Source organism: Pontivivens insulae, from assembly GCF_900302495.1.
GTDB lineage: Bacteria > Pseudomonadota > Alphaproteobacteria > Rhodobacterales > Rhodobacteraceae > Pontivivens > Pontivivens insulae.
In genome coordinates this window covers 399,524-420,659 of record NZ_OMKW01000002.1, presented here as the reverse complement: position 1 = coordinate 420,659, position 21,136 = coordinate 399,524, and the positions used below count along the sequence as shown (strand labels likewise).

Below are 21,136 nucleotides of genomic sequence, written 5' to 3'. Positions count from 1 at the left end.
TTCGGATTGGTCCAAATACCCTATTGAGCCGCTCTCAAAACGGGCGCTCCACCCGCGCGGAAGCTCGCCAGAGCCTCCTCGCGTCGCTTGGCTGCCGCCTGCGCATTCGCTTCCTTCACATGGCCGAACCCACGGATCGAGAGTGGGATCAGCGCAAGTGCCACCGCTGCGTCATGCGTGGAGGCATCGACCTTGCCGATGATCTCTTCCATGTCCTGCTCATATTCGGCAATCAGCGCCCGCTCCATCCGGCGTTCCTCTGTCCGACCGAAGGGATCGAGCGGCGTGCCACGCAGCATCTTTCCCCGGCGCAGCATCTTCATCGCGCGGAACATCCACGGGCCAAATTCCTGCTTCACTGGATTGCCGTTATGATCCTTCTTGCCGAGCACAGGTGGCGCCATGTGAAAACGCAAACCGTTTACGTTGTCGAAGGCATCGTTTACAGCATCCTCCAAGGTTTCAACATGCAGGCGGGCAACTTCATATTCGTCCTTATAGGCAAGAAGCTTGTGATAGCCCTGCGCCACGGCGAGTGCGAATTCGTCGCTGACGCCGCGCGCACGGTCCACCATCTTCCGATAGCGTTTGGCCAGACGGCCATTTTGATAGGCTTTCAGGTGCTCCGCGCGGAAGTCGATTTTCTCCTCCAATGTCAGTTCGGCCACGTCTGCCTCTGACGTCACGGCATGAGCATCGGCGGGCGCATGGATCGCCCAGCGACCCAGTTCGAAGGCCCGCATGTTGCCCTCGACGCCCGCCCCGTTGATCTCGATCGCGCGCTCGATGGCCGCACGGCTGAGCGGGACCAGGCCCGCCTGCCAGGCTGCGCCCAACATCAGAACATTTGCATAGATCGCATCGCCCAACACCTTCGCCGCTAGTTGAGAGGCGTCGAGCATGGCGAGGTTATCATCCCCGAGCCGTGCGCGAAGGGCGAGGCCCATACGGTCCGTCGGCAGCTTAAATTCAGTGTTGCGAGTGAATTCCCCGGTAATGATCTCGTGACTGTTACACACGGCTTTCGTGCGGCCACGGGTCATCAGGCCGAGCGTCTTTGCACCGGCCGCCACAACCATATCACCACCGATCACGGCGTCAGCTTCCCCAACAGCGACACGGATCGCGCTGATATCCTGCGGTTTTTCGGAGATGCGGGCGTGGATGTGAACCGCACCGCCCTTTTGAGCAAGGCCCGCCATTTCCATGACACCGGCCCCTTTTCCTTCGAGATGCGCCGCCATGGCAAGCAGCGCTCCAACGGTCACAACGCCGGTTCCACCAACCCCGGTGATGACGAGGTTATAGGTGCCGTCGATGGAAGGAAGCTGCGGCTCAGGCAAGTCCGGGATCGCAACAGAGGTCGTCTCAGCCTTTTTCACTGTCGCGCCCTCCACACTCACGAAGCTTGGGCAGAACCCGTCGACGCAGGAAAAATCCTTGTTGCAGCTCGACTGATCAATCTGTCGTTTGCGGCCAAGTTCGGTTTCGAGCGGCACGATGGAAACGCAGTTCGACTTTTGCCCGCAATCGCCGCAACCCTCGCAAACATTCGGGTTGATGAAGATGCGCTTGTCCGGATCAGGGAATTTCCCGCGCTTACGGCGCCGGCGTTTTTCCGCGGCGCAGGTCTGGATATAGAGGATGGCAGAGACGCCGGGCACTTCGCGCAGCTCGCGCTGCACGTCGTCGAGTTCATGCCGCTCTCGCATTTCAATCGGGAAAGCTGAAGGGTCAACATCCTCTTTCGGATCATAGACACCGACGATGCGCTTGACGCCCATCGCCTTCAGCTCATGCGCGATACGCTCTGCGGACAGATCGCCCTCGTTTCCTTGTCCGCCCGTCATGGCAACGGCGTCATTGTAAAGGATCTTATAGGTGATGTTGGTCTTGGCCGCGAGTGCGGCGCGGATCGCCTGCACACCGGAATGATTGTAAGTGCCATCGCCGAGGTTCTGGAAAACGTGGTTTGTATTGGAGAACGGGGCCTCCCCGATCCAATTGGCACCCTCGCCGCCCATATGGGTGAAGCCCACCGTGTCGCGGTCCATCCATTGCACCATGAAATGGCACCCAATGCCCGCATAGGCACGGGACCCTTCGGGCAGCTTGGTCGAGGAATTGTGCGGGCAGCCGGAACAGAACCATGGCAGGCGGCTTGCGATCTCCTCCGCGTTATCTGCCTTGGCGGCGTTGTCCAGCACCTCCATCGCGATCTTGAGCTTCTCGCTTTCAACCCCTTCAGCGCGAAGAACACCGCCCAACTTTCGGGCGATCGTCACAGGGTCGAGTGCCGTTTTGACAGAGAACAACGTGTCGCCATTCTCATGTTTCCAACCGACGACCCGACGCCCACGTCGGTCGTCGAAGATTGCCTCCTTGATCTGGACCTCGATCAGCTTGCGCTTTTCCTCGACGCAAATGATGAGGTCGAGATCGTCGGACCACTCCCGCATCGACTTCATGTCGAGCGGCCACGTCATGCCGACCTTGTAAGTGGTAATGCCCAGGCGCTTTGCCTCTTCCGCATCTATCCCCAGCAGGTCGAGCGCATGCACGGTGTCGAGCCAGGATTTGCCGGAGCTTACGATGCCGATGCGCGCCCCCCGCTCACCCAAGACCCTGTGGTCCAACTTGTTGGCGCGACCGAATGCCTCGGCCGCGAAGCGCTTGTAATCATGCAGCCGCGCCTCTTGCACCGTGCGATCGTCGACGAGGCGAATGTTCAGGCCATCCGCCGGCATGTCGAAATCCGTCGGGATTTTGACATCGACCCGATGCGGATCGCCATCGACGACTTCGGTAACCTCGATCGTGTCTTTCAGGCATTTGATGCCAACCCAACAGCCGGAATAGCGGCTTAAAGCCCAGCCAAGCACGCCATAATCCAGCACCTCCTGCACGCCTGCCGGGGCAAGTATCGGGATCAGCGCATCCATCAGCGCGAATTCGGACTGGTGCAGAACCGTGGAGCTTTCGCCGGTGTGATCGTCGCCCATCGCAACCAGCACGCCGCCTAGTGCGGAGCTGCCCGCCATGTTGGCATGACGGAAGACATCACCCGTGCGGTCGACGCCAGGGCCCTTGCCATACCACAGGCCAAAGACGCCATCATATTTGCCTTCGCCGCGAAGCTCCGCCTGCTGCGCCCCCCAAAGGGCGGTGGCAGCAAGATCTTCGTTCAGACCGTGCTGAAAGACGACATGCGCCTTCTCAAGCTGATCGCGTGCCCGCATCATCTGCTGATCAACACCGCCCAGCGGTGAGCCGCGATACCCGGTCACAAGTCCAGCCGTGTTGTGCCCGGCCGCGACGTCACGGGCCCTTTGCATCAGTGGCAAACGTACCAGGCCCTGAATGCCGCTCAGCAGCACATGCTGTTTTTCGAGATCAAAACGGTCATCCAATGACCGGTCGAAAAGTGTCATGACGATCCTCCCCAGGAACGTGGCGATGCCTCCCTAGCGGTCGCCAACTCATCGTATGACGTTATGTTAGGTCACAAATGCTGACCTTTCAAGTCTTGTCTCGATACCCCTTACGTCCTTGAATGAAATGAATAATATTCTTTTTTAGGTATGGTTAACATAGTTTAGGTCTCCCAATTCCGGTATTGTGTATGCTTAATTGACAAAAGACATTTCGGTGAGGTGCAGGGCGTGTCCAACGATTTTAGAATGAAGACCGTGCCAGAGGCTAAAGCTCTGGAACAGGTCGGGGACCGGTGGACTCTTCTGATCCTGTGGGCGTCGTTGAACGGCATCAGTCGGTTTGACGACTACCAGCGCGAATTGGGCGTAGCGCGCAACATCCTCTCGACCCGGTTGCGCAGGTTGGTCGATTCGGGTCTTCTGGCGAAACGGCCCGTGCACGAAGGCGCCCGCCGTCTGGAGTATCGTGTGACGGCCAAAGGTCAGGAACTGCATGGCCCGCTGCGCGAGATCGAAGCCTGGGGCGCACGCTGGAAGGATCGCTGATCCCCGCATGAAACCGGTTCGCGAACGCGGCGCGCTGTTGTAGGCTCGACCTTCACGAAACACCGGAGAGTGCGATGGACTGGGACAAACTGCGAATCTTTCACGCTGTGGCCGATGTGGGCTCACTGACCCATGCGGGCGATTCGCTTCATTTGAGCCAGTCTGCCGTCAGCCGCCAGATTCGAGGTCTGGAAGAAGCGTTGAGCGTGACGCTGTTCCATCGTCATGCCCGCGGGCTGATCCTAACCGAGCAGGGCGAATTGCTGTATTCCGCAACCCGCGACATGGCCAAACGGCTCGCCGCGGCGACGGCCCGAATTCGCGACAGCGAAGATGAAGTTTTTGGCGAATTGCGTGTCACCACCACGACCGGCTTCGGAACGCTCTGGCTCGCTCCACGTCTGCCACGCCTCTACGAACAGTATCCGAATCTGAAGATCAATCTGATGCTGGATGAGCGGATCGTCGATCTGCCGATGCGCGAAGCTGATGTCGCAATCCGGCTAAAGGAACCATCCCAGGCGGATCTGATCCGCCGCAGGCTAATGGATGTGCGTATGCGGTTTTATGCGTCGCAATCCTATGTCACCCGTCACGGGCGGCCCGACACGACCGAGGAACTGATGCGTCATCGTATCATCGGCCACGCCCCGGACGCGCCGCAGGTCGCCGCCGGTCAGACCTGGCTTCGACCGTTTCTGGACGCGGATCACTCCAGCCACCTGACGGTGAACAACTATTTCGGCATCCTTCAGGCGGTCATTCACTCACTTGGGATCGGTGCCCTGCCCGACTATATCGCCCTTGGTAACGCAGAATTGGTCAATGTTGTGCCGTCTCAGGCCAGCAGCGTCGTCCCGGTCTACCTCGCATATCCAGAAGAATTGAGGCATTCGAAGCGCGTCGCCGCGTTCCGTGAATTTGTTCTGGAAGAGATAACCGCTTATAAACGCGCACAAAAAGCCGCTGCGATGTTGGATTGATACAGCTAGGTGTTGTGCCATGCACACAGTGAATGGCGGCTATGCACCAAATTTAGGCAGAATCTCTTGTCAGGTCGGGGATCACACCCTAGGTACCCTGTCAAGACAAGCGATGCACTGCATAGCAGAGACCGCGGGTCTTGATACCTCCCTGTTGGACTTTGCCGGGCCTAGTGCCCGGCTTTTTTTTGCCTTGCCGCCAGCAGGCGCTCCTTCTGGGCCATCGCAAGACGCAAGTTTTCCTCCTCAAACCCGGTTACAGCTGGATTGGTGGCCGAACTGTTCTGGTGCACGGCGCCCCGGCGCGGTGGCTCCTCCCCCAGAAATTCTGCGACAGCCTCTGCCCCATCCCCCTCTTCAAAGCAGATTTCGAGCAGTTGGTGGGGCCGGTCCGCAAATGCGGCCCGAACGGCGACAAGGTGTCCCTCGTAGAAATCCAGATAGGCCTGCTCCGCTCCATGCGGATAGGCGTGGCCATAGATCCGGGTGCGGCTGTGGCCCTCCGGGTTCGTGCGCAACGACCAACGTGTGATGCTGTCGAGCCACGCCTCAGCATTCGTCCTGCGGGTCAGAATAAATCGTGCCCGATCGCCAAAGGCTGCATCCATTTCCCGCCAGCACAGCGGCCACGGCCAGTCCTCGGCACTGTCAAAAGCCTCCATAGTGTCGACAAGACCTGCAACATCGCCATCCCACCAAAGTTTTGAGGCGTATGCGGTTCGCTTATAGTGCCGATATCCCATGCGTCGCATCAGGTGCTTCAAGGACTTTGTTCCGGTCTTCTGCAACCCGATGCAGAAGACTTTCACATCCTTTCGTGCGCCTTCAAGATTCATACCTGACGCCTCAACCATCGACGCACACGCTCAACCTGCGGCCGCAGGACGCCGGGGCGATGCACGATGTAATAGCCCCGCCCCGGGGTCTGATCCTGCCACAGCTTTACCAACCGTCCAGCCTTCACATCATCCTCGACAAACAGCATGGCAGATGCAGCCACACCCTGCCCCTCGCGCAAAGCGGATAAAAGAAGATTGCCAGGCAATTGCGTGACGTTGCGCCGCTTCTCACGCGGCAATCCCATCGCGTCCAGCCAAACGAGCTGTTCATGGGTTCCCGGCTCCTCAAACCACGGCAGGTCGAGAAGGTCCTCCATCCGATCCGGTCGCCACCCCTGAAGCAATTCGGGTGCGGCGCACACAACGAAGGATGTCGACAGCAACAACTCCGCCTCAAGCCCCGCCCAGCGACCACCGCCAAATCGGATGGCCAGGTCATGTTGTCCATCGGTCAGATCGACATTCTGCGCGGATGGATGCAGAGCCAGTTCCAAACCGGGGTTGTCCGCCCAGAATTGCGGAAGACGGGGCATGAACCACCCGGCGGCGAAACTCGGCGTCGTCGATATGGAGACAGGGCGAAGCGCTTCTCGCCCCCGGATTCGCTCCACAGCCTGCCGAATGGTCGTGAAGCCATCCGACAGATCGCGCGCGAGGGCCAGCCCGTCTGCGGTCAGATCGATTCCCCGCCCCGCGCGCACCGCCAATGGTACTGCGAGATCGCGTTCGAGCCCCCGCACTTGCTGCGCAACGGCGGCCGGTGTGACGTTCAATTCACGCGCGGCCGCTGAAAAATTTCCCAGCCGCGCGCTCACCTCGAACGCCCTCAGCGCTGCAAGGGAGGGAAGATGTTCAGACATTTGATAGCTCAGCTAACAATTGAAAAATTCTCCTGACTCGCGGTTTGGCATGCCATCGCGCACTGTGTTTGCAATGAAGTCAAACACAACGGAGATCGAAATGATATATCTGCTTGCCGATACCTTCCACCTCGCAACACGGATCGAGCGCTTTCACAGAACCGAGCTTCCCTTCCAGCGCGACGAGGAACGGCGTCCACGTCGTGACCGCCAGAGGTGACTTGTCATCGGGGCCTTCCGCCTTCTAAAAGGCAGGCAACCAAGCCCGGAGGCCCCGATGACGCAAGACCCCGCCCTCACCCCGGAATTGATCGCTGCACACGGTCTGAACGACGAAGAGTATCAGCGCATCCTCGATCTGATCGGGCGGGAGCCGACATTCACCGAACTCGGTATCTTCTCGGCCATGTGGAACGAGCATTGTTCCTATAAATCCTCCAAGAAATGGCTGCGCACGCTGCCCACCGAAGGTCCACAGGTCATTTGTGGTCCAGGGGAGAACGCAGGCGTCGTAGACATTGGCGATGGTCAGGCTGTCGTCTTCAAAATGGAGAGCCACAACCACCCCTCCTACATTGAGCCCTATCAGGGCGCGGCCACCGGCGTGGGCGGAATTCTGCGAGATGTGTTCACGATGGGCGCGCGCCCGATTGCTGCGATGAATTCGCTCAGCTTCGGGCGGCCCGATCATCCCAAGACAAAGAGCCTTGTGAACGGCGTCGTTGAAGGGATCGGCGGCTATGGCAACGCCTTTGGCGTGCCCACGGTTGGCGGTGAGATGCGCTTTCACCGGGCCTATGACGGCAACTGCCTGGTGAACGCCTTTGCCGCAGGCCTCGCGGATGCGGACAAGATTTTCTACTCCGCTGCCTCCGGCGTCGGGATGCCGGTTGTCTATCTTGGTGCTAAGACGGGCCGCGATGGCGTGGGCGGCGCGACGATGGCCTCTGCCGAGTTCGACGACACGATTGAGGAAAAGCGCCCCACAGTTCAGGTCGGTGACCCGTTCACCGAAAAGCGCCTCATGGAAGCAACGCTTGAGCTGATGCGCACGGGTGCCGTGATCTCGATCCAGGATATGGGGGCCGCAGGCCTTACCTGTTCCGCCGTGGAAATGGGCGACAAGGGCGATCTGGGCGTACGTCTCGATCTGGAACGTGTTCCAGTTTTTTTCAAGCAGAAGACGGCCTACGAGATGATGTTGAGCGAAAGCCAGGAACGCATGCTGATGGTCTTGCGCCCCGAAAAGGAGGCCGAGGCAAAGGCGGTGTTCGACAAATGGGACCTCGACTTCGCCATCGTCGGGGAGACGATTGCCGAGGATCGCTTCCTGATCATGCTCGATGGTGAAGTGAAGGCCGACCTGCCGCTGAAGGCGCTGTCGGGCACGGCGCCGGAATATGACCGCCCGTGGGTCGAGACGCCTGCCGCAGCGCCCCTCACCGATGTGCCGGAAGTGGATGTTGCAGAAGCCCTTCTGAAGTTGGTTGGTTCAGTCAATTACGGGTCTCGTGCGTGGGTCTGGCAGCAATATGACACGACCGTCATGGCCGACACGGTGCGCACGCCCGGCGCAGATGCAGGCGTTGTACGCGTGCACGGGACGCCAAAGGCCCTTGCCTTCACGTCTGATGTCACTCCACGCTATTGTCGTGCCAATCCATTCGAAGGCGGCAAACAGGCTGTGGCAGAGGCCTACAGAAACCTCTCAGCAACAGGCGCCAAGCCCCTGGCAACGACAGATAATATGAATTTTGGGAATCCAGAGAAACCCGAAATCATGGGCCAGTTTGTTGGCTGCATCAAAGGTATTGGCGAGGCGGTCGCAGCACTCGATATGCCCATCGTCAGCGGCAATGTCAGCTTGTACAACGAAACCGATGGTTCCGCGATCTTGCCGACACCTACCATTGGAGCTGTCGGTCTTTTAACTGAGCTATCTGATTTGATACCCACCGCGCCAAGCGCAGGTGAAGAGCTTGTTCTGATCGGTGACACCAGAGGGTATCTTGGGCAATCGGCGTTGCTTGCAGAAGTGCTGGGACGGGAAGACGGTGACGCACCGCATGTTGATCTGAAGGATGAGCGCGCGGCGGGCGAGCTTGTCCGCGCGGCCCACAAGGCAGGTGTGATCACAGCGGCACATGACCTGTCCGATGGCGGTCTCGCGCTTGCCGCATCCGACATGGCCCTCGCCGGACATGTGGGGCTAAAGCTCGAAGGCGCTGGTACGGGCTGGTGGTTTGGTGAGGATCAGGGCCGTTATCTGCTGGCGACCTCCGATGCCGCTGCGCTGCTCGCTATGGCCGGATCCGCCGGGATCACGGCGCTGCGCGTGGGGACTGTTGGCGGCGAGGCACTGGAACTCGGCGACGCCTCGGTTCCGCTCGACGCCCTGCGGGGTGCGTTTGAGACGGCGGTACCTGCGACCTTTGGCTAAGGCGCGCATCTTGCGGGCCTGCCCAGTGCGGCATAGGTTTCGTTCAGATTACGGGAGAATGCAGACATGGCCATGCAGGCACATGAAATTGAAAAGCTGATCCAGGAAGCCTTTCCGAGCGCAACTGTCGAGATCACGGATCTGGCCGGAGACGGCAATCACTATGCCGCGATGGTCGAGGCAGAGGAATTTGCAGGGCTCAGCCGCGTGAAGCAGCATCAGGCGGTCTATGCCGCCCTGAAGGGCAAGATGGACGGCTCCCATGGCGAGTTGCACGCCCTCGCCCTGACCACCAAGGTTAAGGAATGAGTGAGGGGACGCTCTGGCTCGCCGGTATTTTTGCGGGGATCGTTTGCCTGGTCCTGATCCTGGCCGTCATTGAACAGGCCATCCGGCGTCCCCGTAAGAAGAGTTTCTCGGAAAAGTTCCAAATGGACGAGAACGAATTCCGCAATCTCGACACCTCGTTTGGCAATCCACTCGGAGGTCGTGACATTCAGGGCGGGACTGACTATCTGCGCGAGATGGTCGCGGAAAAGAACCGCAAGAAAGATGACGAAGAGGGCCGCTGACATGCGCCCGGATCGAGGAGAGTATCGATGAGCAATGCCGCACAAGAGACGATCGACAGCACTGTCAAAGGCAACGATGTCGTTCTGTTCATGAAGGGTACGAGCCAAATGCCGCAATGCGGGTTCTCTTCACGCATCGCAGGTGTCCTTAACTATATGAGCGTCCCCTATCAGGACGTGAACGTTCTGGCAGATGAAGAGATCCGTCAGGGCATCAAGGACTATTCCGACTGGCCGACGATCCCGCAGCTCTATGTGAAGGGCGAGTTCATCGGTGGCTGCGATATCGTCACAGAGATGGTGCTGTCCGGCGAACTCGACACGCTGCTGGCCGAGAATGGGGTCTCCTTTGACAAGGACGCCGCCGACAAGGTGCGCGAAGCAAACAAGCAGTAAGCCTTTTAGATATGCAAAAAGCCCGCCGCGCATGGATCGCGGTGGGCTTTTTCGTGTCTGATCACCGGGTGGACGGTGCGCCCAAATGCCCATGCTGTTCCAGAAAAATGCGCGCGTCTTGCTCTCCCTGGAGCCAGACACCGCGGATCGCCTCAGCATTCGTAAAATCCATTTTGTTTACGGCGATGGGTCGGGACGGTCTGACATAGGTGCGGTCGCCCCGATCTGCGCATCCGGCATATGGACGGGTTAAAAGCACCAGGGGATGTCCATCTGGTGGGCAGGCAGCATTGTCGACCAATCCCCCGTCAATGACCGGGATCCCCTCGTGGTAGTGCTGCGCGAAGCTGGGCGGAGTTGACCCCGCTGCAACGGTAAGTTCGACAACGGCCTCCAGGCCCGAACGGGCCGCCGCGCGCATATCAACCGCAACAGATCGTGCACCCAGATGGCGCGGCCAAGTGACATGCGGCGTGTCATTCCAACGCAGATCAAGCGCATAGGCCACCATCGCCGCATAGGAACCAACACGGGGCCGCCGGGTCACGTGCACGGTCCATTCGGGTCCGTCCGCGACAGCGTCGAGCGCACCGGCTGCCGACATCAGGCGGCGCACCATTTCTGCATAGGCACTCTCATAGATAAAAAACGGCCCGCCCGACAATTTGCGGCGCAAGCTTACATTCCCTGGTCCCTTAGCAATCTCATCGAACACATCGCACATGAGATCGCGAAGCCCTTGGGCCTGATCACTGACATAGCCGAGCGCCGAAATAGTACCGGCTGAGACGGTGTTGATCCGGCGCAGCGGATCAATCCAAGGGGCGAATACGCTGAGAAAGCCGCCCTGCCAGACGCAACGCGTGCCGCCACCGCAAAAGACCAAGTCGTCGTAACGGCGCTCTAGAGGGTTGCGCGCCACGCGGCCTCATCAAATCCGGTGAGGACCGCCGCACCAGTGTCCAACACAGGTCGCTTGATCAGGCGCGGATCAGCGCTCATCAACGCAATGGCATGGGCAGAGTCTGCGACAGCACGTTCCTTATCCACATCGTCAAGCGCCTGAAATGTAGCAGAGCGTGCATTGAGCACGGTCTCAAGCCCGGCCCGCTCAACCCAGCCTCTGATCAGCGTTGGAAGATCGTCGGCTTTGGCAAAGGCCGTGAACGCATGTTCATGGCCTTCAGCTTCCATAAACTTGCGGGCCTTGCGCACAGTGGTGCAGTTCGGAATGCCGTAGACGTGGTTCATGATGCGGCCCGTTGCTCAAGGTGATCTGCCAGCGCCTCCAGCTCTTCCGCGACGGTCGCAAGTGCTTCGAGCGCGCCGTTATCCTCTGGCGGGAACATATCCGCCTGTGGCTCGGGTTGCGCAACAGGTTCAACGCTGGCAGGCGGTTCAGCCCGCAGACGGGCGGCCTCGGCCTCCGCACGTTCGGCACGCTGCTCCAATACGCGGTGCTTTTCCTCTGCTGATTTGAGATCAGCCGTTAGGTTCAGCTGGCGATCTGCCAACATCAGGCCAGACATCAGCAGCATCCGGCTCTCTGGCACCTTGCCGATTGCATCCGTCAGTAAGGTTGCCTCACGCGCAAGGTGCGAGGCCGCGGATTCGAGCGCGCGCTCCTCTCCATCGGCACAGGCAACGCGGAAGGTTCGACCACCAATCGTCAGATCAACCTCAGCCATGCTCAGCCTCCTCTACCAGGGGACGAAGCTCGGAAATCAGGCCATCAAGCTGGGCGATATCCGCCTCGCGCTTCCGCTCCATATCCTTGAGTTGCGCGCGCAACGCGACGTTTACCCGTTCCAAACGCCGCAAAGCGACCGGATCGGCCTCTGCCGCTGGTGGAGGTGTTTCGGCTGCGGTGCGTATCCGCGCCATGGCGGCACTGATGCGTGCCTCCAACTCTTCTGTCTTGCTCATGCCCATGCCCTTGTCATGCACCATTCGGCGCTGTTTTGACGACGATTCTAACGAAGCATTTCCCCGCTTGCCAGTGCGGACTGCATCCGGGTCTGCCACATCCGGGAAATTGGGGAGGACGGGGGCGAAACTCGGCCAAATCCTGCCGATCTTTCTGTCAAAACCTATCAAAATGGCCCGTTCTATTGACCGATGGGCGGGCGGTGCTATGACGACCGCATTGTTGGCCTAATCAGACAAGTGAGAAGCCTGTGAACATCGACGACCTGCGCGCCCGCCACCCCGATCACTGGAACAAAGCGACTGCGCTGCGCGTGCTGGCGCTCGACGCGGTGAAGGCGGCAAATTCCGGTCACTCCGGCATGCCGATGGGCATGGCCGATGTGGCGACGGTGCTGTTTGAGAAGCACCTGAAATTTGATGCCTCCAACCCGGATTGGGCCGACCGCGACCGGTTCATTCTGTCAGCGGGTCACGGCTCCATGCTGATCTACGGGCTGCTGCATCTAACCGGCTACGCCGATATGACGATGGATCAGATCCGCAATTTCCGTCAGCTCGGCGCAAAAACCGCCGGCCACCCCGAATTCGGCCACGCAAAAGGGATTGAGACGACAACTGGCCCGTTGGGTCAGGGCATCGCAAATTCCGTCGGATTTGCCATGGCTGAAGAGAGCCTACGCGCACGCTTTGGCAAAAAGATCGTCGACCACCACACCTACGTGATCGCGGGCGATGGCTGCTTGATGGAAGGCGTCAGCCAAGAGGCAATTGGCCTTGCGGGCAAACAGAAGCTCGGAAAGCTGATCGTGCTTTGGGATGACAATGGCATCACCATCGACGGCAAGGTCTCTATCTCTGATGTGACGGACCAGATGGCACGGTTCGAGGCGTCGGGCTGGTCCGTCTTCTCGTGCGACGGTCACGATCCTGAGGCGATTGACGAGGCCATCCGCCAGGCCAAGCAATCTCCCCTGCCCTCGATGATCGCGTGCAAGACGCATATCGCGATTGGATCCTCCGCGCAGGATACCTCCAAAGGCCACGGCGCACTGACCGACGATCAGCTGATCGCTGACACCCGCGCGGCCTATGGCTGGACCCATGGTCCGTTCGACATTCCCGCCGACATTGTTGCGGAATGGCGCCAGATTGGCGCGCGCGGCAACATCGCGTTCAACGAATGGACAGAGCGTCTTGGCACGCTTTCCTCAGCCAAGCAGGCAGAGTTCCAGCGTCAGATGTCCGGTGGTGTGCCCAAGAAGCTCTCTGCCGCCATCAAGCGCTTCAAGAAGGAACAATCGGAGGCGGCCAAGAAGGTTGCGACGCGGAAATCCTCTGAAATGGTCCTCGGCGTGATCAACGCCGTTCTGCCCGAGACGATCGGTGGCTCTGCCGACCTTACCGGGTCGAACAACACGCTGACCCCGGATCTGGGCGCATTCGATGCCGACAACCGCAAGGGGCGTCACGTCTCCTACGGTATCCGCGAGCATGGCATGGCCGCCGCGATGAACGGCATGGCGCTACATGGTGGCGTATTGCCCTATGGCGGTACGTTCATGGTCTTCACCGACTATGCGCGCCCCTCGATGCGCCTGTCCGCGCTGATGAAGCAGCGGGTCGCCTACGTGATGACTCACGACTCCATCGGTTTGGGCGAAGATGGCCCAACCCACCAACCGGTCGAGCATCTGGCCGCGATGCGCGCCATGCCCGGCATGCAGGTGATCCGTCCCGCAGACACGATCGAGACGGCCGAGGCATGGGAACTGGCGGTTGAGGCTGATGGCCCGACCATGCTGGCCCTGACCCGTCAGGGGCTTCCGGTTGTGCGCAGCAAGCACTCCACCAAGAATTTGACGGCACAAGGTGCCTATGTTCTGGCCGAAGCAGAGGGCAAACGCCGCGCGATCCTGATCGCATCCGGCTCGGAAGTTTCTGTCGCGCTGGAAGCAAAGGCGATCCTTGAGGCAGAGGGTATCGGCACGCGTGTCGTTTCCATGCCGTCGATGGAGCTTTTTGCCCAGCAGGATGAGGCTTATCGCCGACGTGTGTTGCCCGCGGGCCCCGTGCGCGTCGCGGTTGAGGCCGGTGTGCGCCAAGGCTGGGATCAGTGGCTTTGCGCTGAGCGTGGGAACTGGAAGAAGGCCGGTTTCGTCGGCATGGACAGCTTCGGTGCATCCGCACCGGCAGAAGAGTTGTTCGAGCATTTCGGGATCACGGCAGAGGCGACGGCTCAGGCGGTTCGCGATCTTCTCTAACGTCCCGCCCATATGTTGGAATTTTGAAAAGCCCCGCCATCTCGGTGGGGCTTTTTTGCGGGTGAGCTATCCGAATGCGACACTGCTGCCTGCAAGTTTCGGATCGTCGATCTCAAACAGAGGCCTTAATCCTGCTTGGTTGAAGATATCCACTTGCCGTTTGAGCCCTGCACTGGTGACAAAATACATCGTCTCGACACCCCAACTGGGAAGCCAGCTCCGAAGCGCCTCCAGAAGCGTCCGGTCGAGATCAATGAAGAACATATCGGTGCGCACCCAAAGAAAAATGGCCATCCCGTCAGCCCACCGATGATCCGATAGCGCGGTGATACGCGAACGGGTGAAGGTCCTGTAATCGGGCGGGTAAATATACACGCAACCGAGACACTCTTGCCGCGTCGGATCGAGGACGGTGAAGGTATAGGCCTCTCCCGCGCGGTGTTCCCGTTCGTGTCGGATCAGATCGGCACGGTTGTCCTCGAGCGTGAAATCATCCGCGGGCCATCCAGACTGCTCCCACTGACGCAAGAACGCGCGGCTCGACATGACCGCGGCATAGTCAGCTTCAACGTCTGTTTCGCGCAGGGGACGAAGGCAGAACCGAGGGGCAACATATTCCTCGGGCACTGCTTCAGGCGTCGGGAAAGATAAACTCTTCGGCATCGTCGCTCATTTGGCTGGCACTTTGGGTCTGGCAACTTAGGCTGACCCACCATGAGATATCTTGCAATCCTTCTTGCCCTTACAGGCCTGCCGGCTGCCGCTCAGGATTGGACGCTGCTGCCTGATCAAAGCGCAATCAGCTTTACATATACAGAGAACGACACCCCATTCCCCGGTGCGTTCACACGGCTTGAAGGGACGGCACAATTCAACGAATTCCGGCCACAAGATACCGCCGTTCAAGTCGCGGTCGATGTCACGTCGGTCAGGCTGGGTGATTTTGTGCGCACGGCTTTTGCCCAAACCGCAGATTGGTTTGACACGGCACGGTATCCTGATGCGTTGTTCGAGCTTGACGGCATCACGCCTCTCGACGAACCGGGCCGTTGGCGCGCCGACGGCGTCATGACGATCAAAGGACAACGTCACCCGGTCAGCACCACATTTCTGCTGACACGGCCGGGAAACTGCCTGCGCGCGCGCGGGGATCTAACCATGGATCTGGACGAATTAGGCATCGGTCAGGGCCGCGTCAGTCGCTTCATCCGCGTCGGACGCGAAATTGTGCTCAGCTTCAACCTGCTCGGCCATCCCGATGGCGTGGCACCGGATTGCTCCGTTGCCGGGTGACAGCACGCTTCCCTTGTCCTAGAAGGGCTCCGCACCGGCGGAGGACGCAATGAACACAAGGGTTGGATTGATACTTGCGATCATCATCCTTGCGATCTTTGCCGCTGATCATTTTTATTTTGGCTGGGATTTGTGGATCTTCCTGATGAAGAAACACTGGGCGTTGGTCACCTGGATCGCGTTCTGGCGCTGAAATGCCCTGCCCCGGCAGTCTCCCCCTTCAACAAAGGAAAACGCAGTATGAGCTGGAAGACACTCGACGACATGGACCTCAACGGAAAGGTCGTGTTGACCCGCGTGGACATCAACGTCCCGATGCAGGACGGCAAGGTGACAGACGCGACGCGGATCGAGCGGATCGTCCCGACTGTGAAAGACATTCTGGCAAAGGGCGGCAAGCCCGTATTGCTCGCACATTTCGGGCGCCCGAAAGGCAAAGTCGTTGATGAGATGAGCCTGCGCCCCCTCGTCCCAGCATTGGCCGAGGCGTTCGGGGCGCGTGTGCACTTCGCGGCGGACTGCATCGGCGCAGAGAAAGAAGCAGCTATCGGTGCCCTTCCGTCCGGTGATGTTCTGCTCTTGGAAAACACGCGTTTTCATGCCGAGGAAGAAGCGAATGGTGCTGACTTTGCCCAAGCGCTTGCCGTTGGCGGCGACATTTACTGCAACGACGCCTTCTCTGCCGCGCACCGTGCCCATGGCTCGACGGCTGGAGTCGCTGCGCATCTGCCCTCTTGCGCCGGTCGGCTGATGGCAGAGGAACTGGGCGCGCTTGAACGTGTCCTCGCCAATCCACCGCGCCCGGTCGTCGCACTTGTGGGCGGCGCAAAAGTTTCCACAAAGCTGGATTTGCTGGGCAACCTGATTGGCCGCATGGACCACATCGTCATCGGCGGCGGGATGGCGAACACCTTCCTCGCGGCACAAGGGATCAATGTGGGTAAGTCGCTTTGTGAGCATGACATGACGGATACCGCACGGGACATCATGGAAAAGGCCGAGGGATCGGGCTGCACCCTTCACCTTCCCAGCGATGTCGTCGTGGCACGCGCGTTTGCCGCTGGCGCTGATAGCGAAACGGTGGCCGCAGATGCCTGTCCGGCGGATGCGATGATCCTGGATGCCGGCCCGAAAACGGTCGCCTCTGTCACCGAACTCTTCGGAACGGCAAAGGCACTGGTCTGGAACGGCCCGCTGGGCGCATTCGAAATTGAGCCCTTTGACATGGCGACCAAAGCCGCAGCCCTCGCTGCCGCGTCGCTTACCAAAGAGGGTAAGATCGTGTCGGTCGCAGGCGGCGGCGACACGGTCGCCGCATTGAATGTGGCGGGGGCCGCAGATGACTTTACCTACGTCTCCTCCGCTGGCGGGGCGTTTTTGGAGTGGCTGGAGGGCAAGACCTTGCCCGGCGTCTCAGCCCTCGAATCCTGAGCATTTGCCCAGCATTCGGGCGATGCTTCGCGCCTTTTTGTAGAAAAATCAGCGTTTTCCGGCGAAGTTCCGACTTCGCCGGATTCAAACCGGTTTCAGCCCGTCCACAGCGGTTGACGCAGCCAATTCGCGTCCGCTAGGCCAAATCCATCCTAACTGGCCCAAGGAGCTGTCCCATGAAAGCGACCCGCATCGTTCGCAATATTCTCGCCAATTACGAGGGGGACACGCCCGGCGTGAAGGGCAATCTGTGCCGGATGTTGATGAACGGGAAGCTGGGCGGCACTGGCAAAATGGTCATCTTGCCGGTCGATCAGGGCTTTGAGCATGGCCCGGCGCGGTCTTTTGCACCAAACCCGGCGGCATACGACCCCCACTATCACTACCAACTTGCAATCGATGCGGGCCTATCGGCCTATGCCGCGCCACTTGGCATGCTGGAGGCAGGTGCTGATACATTTGCGGGCCAGATCCCAACAATCCTGAAGGTCAACAGCGCGAACTCTTTGATCCCGTCAGCAGCGCCAAAGGATCAGGCCCTGACCGGCTCTGTCGACGACGCGCTGCGTCTCGGTTGCTCGGCCATCGGCTTTACGATTTACCCCGGCTCTTCCCTCGGCCTCGATATGTTCGAAGAGATCGCCGAGATGCGCAAAGAAGCGGCCTCCAAGGGCGTTGCAACAGTTATCTGGTCCTATCCGCGCGGCGAAGCGCTCGATAAGGACGGAGAGACCGCAATCGATATCGGCGCATATGCGGCGCAGATCGCAGCCCTGCTTGGTGCGCATATCATCAAGATCAAGCTCTCCTCCGACCACCTCAGCCTGAAAGAGGCCAAGGCCGTTTACGAAGAGCACGGAATCGACATCTCGACGCAAGCCGCGCGTGTGAAGAACTGCATGGATGCAAGCTTCAACGGCCGCCGGATCGTCGTGTTCTCCGGCGGTGCGAAGAAGGGTGAGAACTCGGTTTACGACGACGCGCGCGCAATCCGTGACGGTGGCGGCAACGGCTCCATCATCGGGCGTAACACATTCCAGCGCGAGCGTGGCGAAGCGCTAGAGATGCTCGGCAAGATCATCGACATCTACAAGGGTCGTGCCTGATCCCCGCACCTCAACATCGCTAGATTGATGCTACGGGCGGAGGCTACCTCCGCCCGTTTTCTGTTTTTGTGGAAGGTGGATTTGCGGCAAAAGTGAGTCCATCTCGCCACAATTCACGCCGCAAATTGATTTCGGGATTCCCGTGACGAATCACCTGTGGCATGGTCCACAGGCTTTCTGCCAGCGAAGTGAAGCCAAACCTGTGAAACGTCTGCTCCCACATTTGCCATATCGCGCCCTTGGTGGCGCTGTCGCATCCGTGGGTGTCATCGGTCTCACACTCTATTTCTGCTTCACCGCCGTGCAGGGCAATCATGGTCTGGCCCGACTGGCCGAAGTGCGTCAGCAGACACAGGATCTGGAGGTGACGCTTGCGTTGCTGGAACAGGAACGGGCCGTTTTGGAAAACCGCGTTGCGCGGTTGAGTGATGATTATCTCGACCTAGATCTACTTGATGAGCGCGCTCGCGATGTGTTGGGCCTCGCCCGCCCGGACGAGATCATCATCCGCTGACCCTTTCGATCGCTATGCCGCTCACGCATTGCTCCCTTGCACCAGAGGGGGTGCAAAAGCCCTGACCTTACGTTATAAGGCAGATGGTTTGATATAGAACAATCTAGGGAGTGGCGCGCATGGCAACCCGCAAAGCGGCGAAAAAGCCCAACGCATCCAAGGATGATCTGCTGCAATATTATGAGGATATGCTCCTCATTCGGCGTTTTGAAGAGAAGGCCGGACAGCTTTATGGAATGGGTCTGATTGGCGGGTTCTGTCACCTGTATATCGGTCAGGAAGCCGTGGTGGTCGGGCTCGAAGCCGCGGCTAAAGAAGGCGACAGCCGCGTCACGTCCTACCGTGATCATGGTCATATGCTTGCCTGTGGCATGGATCCTAACGGCGTGATGGCCGAGCTCACTGGACGCGAAGGGGGATACTCTCGCGGTAAAGGTGGCTCGATGCACATGTTCTCCGAGGAGAAGAAATTCTACGGTGGCCACGGCATCGTCGCAGCCCAGGTGCCAATCGGTGCGGGCCTCGCTTTCGCCAATAAGTATCGTGGCGAGGATACTGTCAGCTTCGCTTATTTTGGCGACGGCGCGGCCAACCAGGGCCAGGTCTACGAGACCTACAACATGGCTGCCCTCTGGGATCTGCCGGTAATCTTCGTGATCGAAAACAACCAGTATGCGATGGGCACCTCGGTCCAACGTTCCACCCACTCTCCATCCTATTGGGAACGTGGCGCGGCCTTCGGGATCGCCGGAGAGGAAGTAGACGGCATGGACGTGCTTGCAGTGAAAGAGGCAGGCGAAAAAGCCGTCGCTCACTGCCGCGCGGGCAAAGGCCCCTATATCCTCGAGGTGAAGACGTACCGGTACCGCGGCCACTCCATGTCCGACCCGGCAAAATATCGGACCCGCGAAGAAGTCCAGAAAATGCGTGAAGAGCGTGACCCAATCGAAGCAGTCAAATCCATCCTGCTTACCGGTTCCCACGCGACAGAAGATGAGCTCAAGGACATCGACAAGAAAATCAAAGCAGTCGTGAATGAAAGCGCGAAATTCGCGCAGGAAAGCCCCGAGCCTGCGCTCGAGGAGCTTTGGACCGACATTTACGCAGACGAACTCCCGCAGGAGGCTTCCGCATGAGCATCCAGATCCTTATGCCCGCCCTCTCCCCCACGATGGAAGAAGGCACACTCGCGAAATGGAACGTGAAGGAGGGCGACACCGTAACCTCCGGTGACGTGATCGCTGAGATTGAAACCGACAAGGCCACGATGGAATTCGAGGCCGTCGATGAAGGCGTCATGGGAAAAATTCTCGTCGCTGAAGGCACCGAAGGCGTCAAGGTCAACGACCTCATCGCGATCTTGCTCGAAGAAGGCGAAAGCGCAGACGATATCGACAGCGCAGACCGTTCGGCAGGAGCCGTGACCGAAACCGTTGAGCCGGAGGCCGAGGCAGCGAGCACACACGCAGCAGCCCCCGCCGCTGCCAAGCCCGCAGCGGATGTCCCCTCACCTGCAGCCGAGCCAGACGTCCCAGAAGGCACAACCTTCAAATCACAAACCGTGCGCGAAGCGCTTCGTGACGCGATGGCTGAGGAGATGCGCCGCACGGAAGACGTTTTCCTGATGGGTGAGGAAGTCGCCGAATACCAAGGCGCCTATAAAATCTCCCAGGGTCTGCTCGACGAGTTCGGCGCCAAACGTGTGATCGATACCCCGATCACCGAGCATGGCTTCACCGGCCTCGCCGTGGGCGCGGCCTTTGGTGGTCTGAACCCGATCGTGGAGTTCATGACCTTCAACTTCGCGATGCAGGCCATCGATCAGATCATCAACTCTGCCGCTAAGACACTCTATATGTCCGGCGGTCAGATGGGCTGTCCGATCGTGTTCCGCGGTCCAAACGGGGCCGCGGCCCGCGTGGGTGCGCAGCACTCGCAGGACTACGCCGCATGGTACGCCTCCATTCCGGGTCTCAAAGTCGTGCAGCCTTACTCCGCTGCTGACGCCAAGGGCCTGCTCAAGCAGGCAATCCGTGATCCGAACCCGGTGATCTTCCTCGAAAACGAGATCCTCTACGGCAAGTCCTTCGACGTACCGGAGCTTGAGGATTTCACCATTCCATTCGGCAAGGCGAAGATCTGGCGCGAAGGCACTGATGTCACCCTCGTCAGCTGGGGCATCGGTATGACCTACACGCTCGAAGCTGCAGACGCACTCGCCGAAATGGGCATCAGCGCTGAGGTGATCGACCTGCGCACCCTGCGCCCGATCGACTACGCAACGGTCATCAATTCGGTGAAGAAGACCAACCGCTGCGTGACGGTAGAGGAAGGCTTCCCGGTCGCCTCGATGTCCAATCACATCGCAGCACACATCATGGCCGAGGCGTTCGATTATCTCGATGCACCTGTGCTCAGCTGTACCGGTAAAGACGTACCGATGCCCTACGCGGCCAACCTCGAAAAGCTCGCCCTGACATCGACCCAAGAGGTGATCGATGCTGTGCGCGCCGTGACCTACAAGTAAGGAGA

At 59.5% G+C, this 21,136-nt stretch carries 22 protein-coding genes; 14 read left to right on the top strand and 8 right to left on the bottom strand.

All coding sequences use genetic code 11. The features are described from left to right. Window positions 1-20: 20 nt before the first annotated feature. The gene (locus tag POI8812_RS07450) at window positions 21-3,431 is read right to left on the bottom strand and encodes an indolepyruvate ferredoxin oxidoreductase family protein (protein ID WP_108781927.1); all 3,411 of its coding nucleotides are present in this window, start codon (window positions 3,429-3,431) and stop codon (window positions 21-23) included. A gap of 249 nt (window positions 3,432-3,680) precedes the next feature. On the opposite strand from POI8812_RS07450, the gene POI8812_RS07445 reads away from it, so the two are divergent. Together POI8812_RS07445 and POI8812_RS07440 are read left to right on the top strand one after the other, a co-directional pair. Continuing rightward, window positions 3,681-3,980 carry a winged helix-turn-helix transcriptional regulator gene (locus POI8812_RS07445; protein WP_108781926.1) on the top strand — a complete coding sequence of 100 codons (300 nt, stop codon included), beginning with the start codon at window positions 3,681-3,683 and terminating at the stop codon, window positions 3,978-3,980. Window positions 3,981-4,054: 74 nt separating this feature from the next. Further along, window positions 4,055-4,963, top strand: coding sequence for a LysR family transcriptional regulator (locus tag POI8812_RS07440; protein WP_108781925.1), 909 nt, complete (start codon window positions 4,055-4,057; stop codon window positions 4,961-4,963). Between the two features lie 170 nt (window positions 4,964-5,133). Here the strand turns inward: POI8812_RS07440 and POI8812_RS07435 are convergent, their stop codons facing one another. Next, the gene (locus POI8812_RS07435; RefSeq protein ID WP_108781924.1) at window positions 5,134-5,799 is read right to left on the bottom strand and encodes a sulfotransferase; all 666 of its coding nucleotides are present in this window, start codon (window positions 5,797-5,799) and stop codon (window positions 5,134-5,136) included. Then, on the bottom strand, window positions 5,796-6,662 hold the full coding sequence (locus POI8812_RS07430) for a LysR family transcriptional regulator (protein WP_108781923.1): 867 nt from the start codon (window positions 6,660-6,662) through the stop codon (window positions 5,796-5,798). The genes POI8812_RS07435 and POI8812_RS07430 overlap by 4 nt, the downstream gene beginning before the upstream one ends. Before the next feature lie 277 nt (window positions 6,663-6,939). On the opposite strand from POI8812_RS07430, the gene purL reads away from it, so the two are divergent. From purL to grxD, 4 genes are all read left to right on the top strand, one after another. After that, the gene (gene purL, locus POI8812_RS07425) at window positions 6,940-9,102 is read left to right on the top strand and encodes a phosphoribosylformylglycinamidine synthase subunit PurL (protein ID WP_108781922.1); all 2,163 of its coding nucleotides are present in this window, start codon (window positions 6,940-6,942) and stop codon (window positions 9,100-9,102) included. A 66-nt stretch (window positions 9,103-9,168) separates the two neighbouring features. Continuing rightward, window positions 9,169-9,411 (top strand): BolA/IbaG family iron-sulfur metabolism protein, encoded by a 243-nt coding sequence (locus tag POI8812_RS07420; protein ID WP_108781921.1) that lies wholly within the window; start codon window positions 9,169-9,171, stop codon window positions 9,409-9,411. Next, window positions 9,408-9,674, top strand: a complete 267-nt coding sequence (locus tag POI8812_RS07415; RefSeq protein WP_108781920.1) for a hypothetical protein — start codon at window positions 9,408-9,410, stop codon at window positions 9,672-9,674. The genes POI8812_RS07420 and POI8812_RS07415 overlap by 4 nt, the downstream gene beginning before the upstream one ends. Before the next feature lie 27 nt (window positions 9,675-9,701). Further along, window positions 9,702-10,070, top strand: coding sequence for a Grx4 family monothiol glutaredoxin (gene grxD, locus POI8812_RS07410; RefSeq protein ID WP_108781919.1), 369 nt, complete (start codon window positions 9,702-9,704; stop codon window positions 10,068-10,070). Between the two features lie 61 nt (window positions 10,071-10,131). Here grxD and POI8812_RS07405 read toward each other — a convergent pair whose 3' ends face one another. Genes POI8812_RS07405 through POI8812_RS07390 form a run of 4 tightly spaced genes read right to left on the bottom strand, consistent with a single transcriptional unit; the run spans window position 10,132 to window position 11,996 of the window. Continuing rightward, window positions 10,132-10,992, bottom strand: coding sequence for a patatin-like phospholipase family protein (locus POI8812_RS07405; RefSeq protein ID WP_108781918.1), 861 nt, complete (start codon window positions 10,990-10,992; stop codon window positions 10,132-10,134). Next, the gene (locus POI8812_RS07400) at window positions 10,974-11,321 is read right to left on the bottom strand and encodes an ArsC/Spx/MgsR family protein (RefSeq protein WP_108781917.1); all 348 of its coding nucleotides are present in this window, start codon (window positions 11,319-11,321) and stop codon (window positions 10,974-10,976) included. Before POI8812_RS07400 ends, POI8812_RS07405 begins: the two co-directional genes overlap by 19 nt. Then, the gene (locus POI8812_RS07395; RefSeq protein ID WP_108781916.1) at window positions 11,318-11,758 is read right to left on the bottom strand and encodes a cell division protein ZapA; all 441 of its coding nucleotides are present in this window, start codon (window positions 11,756-11,758) and stop codon (window positions 11,318-11,320) included. The genes POI8812_RS07400 and POI8812_RS07395 overlap by 4 nt, the downstream gene beginning before the upstream one ends. Continuing rightward, the gene (locus POI8812_RS07390) at window positions 11,751-11,996 is read right to left on the bottom strand and encodes a hypothetical protein (protein ID WP_146186135.1); all 246 of its coding nucleotides are present in this window, start codon (window positions 11,994-11,996) and stop codon (window positions 11,751-11,753) included. Before POI8812_RS07390 ends, POI8812_RS07395 begins: the two co-directional genes overlap by 8 nt. Window positions 11,997-12,247: 251 nt before the next feature. Between POI8812_RS07390 and tkt the strand changes: the two genes are divergently transcribed. Further along, window positions 12,248-14,260 carry a transketolase gene (gene tkt, locus POI8812_RS07385; RefSeq protein WP_108781914.1) on the top strand — a complete coding sequence of 671 codons (2,013 nt, stop codon included), beginning with the start codon at window positions 12,248-12,250 and terminating at the stop codon, window positions 14,258-14,260. A 66-nt stretch (window positions 14,261-14,326) separates the two neighbouring features. Here tkt and POI8812_RS07380 read toward each other — a convergent pair whose 3' ends face one another. After that, on the bottom strand, window positions 14,327-14,923 hold the full coding sequence (locus POI8812_RS07380) for a GNAT family N-acetyltransferase (RefSeq protein WP_108781913.1): 597 nt from the start codon (window positions 14,921-14,923) through the stop codon (window positions 14,327-14,329). A gap of 51 nt (window positions 14,924-14,974) precedes the next feature. On the opposite strand from POI8812_RS07380, the gene POI8812_RS07375 reads away from it, so the two are divergent. From POI8812_RS07375 to POI8812_RS07350, 7 genes are all read left to right on the top strand, one after another. Beyond that, on the top strand, window positions 14,975-15,553 hold the full coding sequence (locus tag POI8812_RS07375; RefSeq protein WP_108781912.1) for a YceI family protein: 579 nt from the start codon (window positions 14,975-14,977) through the stop codon (window positions 15,551-15,553). A 49-nt stretch (window positions 15,554-15,602) separates the two neighbouring features. Then, window positions 15,603-15,746: a hypothetical protein gene (locus POI8812_RS17655; RefSeq protein WP_162844946.1), complete on the top strand. Its 144-nt coding sequence runs from the start codon at window positions 15,603-15,605 to the stop codon at window positions 15,744-15,746. A 47-nt stretch (window positions 15,747-15,793) separates the two neighbouring features. After that, the gene (locus tag POI8812_RS07370; RefSeq protein ID WP_108781911.1) at window positions 15,794-16,984 is read left to right on the top strand and encodes a phosphoglycerate kinase; all 1,191 of its coding nucleotides are present in this window, start codon (window positions 15,794-15,796) and stop codon (window positions 16,982-16,984) included. 176 nt (window positions 16,985-17,160) lie between these two features. Beyond that, window positions 17,161-18,090 carry a class I fructose-bisphosphate aldolase gene (locus tag POI8812_RS07365; RefSeq protein WP_108781910.1) on the top strand — a complete coding sequence of 310 codons (930 nt, stop codon included), beginning with the start codon at window positions 17,161-17,163 and terminating at the stop codon, window positions 18,088-18,090. 202 nt (window positions 18,091-18,292) lie between these two features. Further along, window positions 18,293-18,604 (top strand): FtsB family cell division protein, encoded by a 312-nt coding sequence (locus POI8812_RS07360; RefSeq protein WP_370739579.1) that lies wholly within the window; start codon window positions 18,293-18,295, stop codon window positions 18,602-18,604. A gap of 119 nt (window positions 18,605-18,723) precedes the next feature. Beyond that, a complete protein-coding gene (gene pdhA / locus POI8812_RS07355) occupies window positions 18,724-19,740 on the top strand; it encodes a pyruvate dehydrogenase (acetyl-transferring) E1 component subunit alpha (RefSeq protein WP_108781909.1) in 1,017 nt (338 codons plus the stop codon). Next, on the top strand, window positions 19,737-21,131 hold the full coding sequence (locus tag POI8812_RS07350; RefSeq protein WP_108781908.1) for a pyruvate dehydrogenase complex E1 component subunit beta: 1,395 nt from the start codon (window positions 19,737-19,739) through the stop codon (window positions 21,129-21,131). The genes pdhA and POI8812_RS07350 overlap by 4 nt, the downstream gene beginning before the upstream one ends. The last annotated feature ends 5 nt before the right edge of the window (window positions 21,132-21,136 follow it).

Excerpts from the sequence above, each read along its gene's own strand:
- POI8812_RS07450 (WP_108781927.1), bottom strand. The coding sequence starts at position 3,431 with ATGACACTTTTCGACCGGTCATTGGATGACCGTTTTGATCTCGAAAAA.
- POI8812_RS07445 (WP_108781926.1), top strand. The coding sequence starts at position 3,681 with ATGAAGACCGTGCCAGAGGCTAAAGCTCTGGAACAGGTCGGGGACCGG.
- POI8812_RS07440 (WP_108781925.1), top strand. The coding sequence starts at position 4,055 with ATGGACTGGGACAAACTGCGAATCTTTCACGCTGTGGCCGATGTGGGC.
- POI8812_RS07435 (WP_108781924.1), bottom strand. The coding sequence starts at position 5,799 with ATGAATCTTGAAGGCGCACGAAAGGATGTGAAAGTCTTCTGCATCGGG.
- POI8812_RS07430 (WP_108781923.1), bottom strand. The coding sequence starts at position 6,662 with ATGTCTGAACATCTTCCCTCCCTTGCAGCGCTGAGGGCGTTCGAGGTG.
- purL (WP_108781922.1), top strand. The coding sequence starts at position 6,940 with ATGACGCAAGACCCCGCCCTCACCCCGGAATTGATCGCTGCACACGGT.
- POI8812_RS07420 (WP_108781921.1), top strand. The coding sequence starts at position 9,169 with ATGGCCATGCAGGCACATGAAATTGAAAAGCTGATCCAGGAAGCCTTT.
- POI8812_RS07415 (WP_108781920.1), top strand. The coding sequence starts at position 9,408 with ATGAGTGAGGGGACGCTCTGGCTCGCCGGTATTTTTGCGGGGATCGTT.
- grxD (WP_108781919.1), top strand. The coding sequence starts at position 9,702 with ATGAGCAATGCCGCACAAGAGACGATCGACAGCACTGTCAAAGGCAAC.
- POI8812_RS07400 (WP_108781917.1), bottom strand. The coding sequence starts at position 11,321 with ATGAACCACGTCTACGGCATTCCGAACTGCACCACTGTGCGCAAGGCC.
- POI8812_RS07395 (WP_108781916.1), bottom strand. The coding sequence starts at position 11,758 with ATGGCTGAGGTTGATCTGACGATTGGTGGTCGAACCTTCCGCGTTGCC.
- POI8812_RS07390 (WP_146186135.1), bottom strand. The coding sequence starts at position 11,996 with ATGAGCAAGACAGAAGAGTTGGAGGCACGCATCAGTGCCGCCATGGCG.
- POI8812_RS07380 (WP_108781913.1), bottom strand. The coding sequence starts at position 14,923 with ATGCCGAAGAGTTTATCTTTCCCGACGCCTGAAGCAGTGCCCGAGGAA.
- POI8812_RS07375 (WP_108781912.1), top strand. The coding sequence starts at position 14,975 with ATGAGATATCTTGCAATCCTTCTTGCCCTTACAGGCCTGCCGGCTGCC.
- POI8812_RS17655 (WP_162844946.1), top strand. The coding sequence starts at position 15,603 with ATGAACACAAGGGTTGGATTGATACTTGCGATCATCATCCTTGCGATC.
- POI8812_RS07370 (WP_108781911.1), top strand. The coding sequence starts at position 15,794 with ATGAGCTGGAAGACACTCGACGACATGGACCTCAACGGAAAGGTCGTG.
- POI8812_RS07365 (WP_108781910.1), top strand. The coding sequence starts at position 17,161 with ATGAAAGCGACCCGCATCGTTCGCAATATTCTCGCCAATTACGAGGGG.
- pdhA (WP_108781909.1), top strand. The coding sequence starts at position 18,724 with ATGGCAACCCGCAAAGCGGCGAAAAAGCCCAACGCATCCAAGGATGAT.
- POI8812_RS07350 (WP_108781908.1), top strand. The coding sequence starts at position 19,737 with ATGAGCATCCAGATCCTTATGCCCGCCCTCTCCCCCACGATGGAAGAA.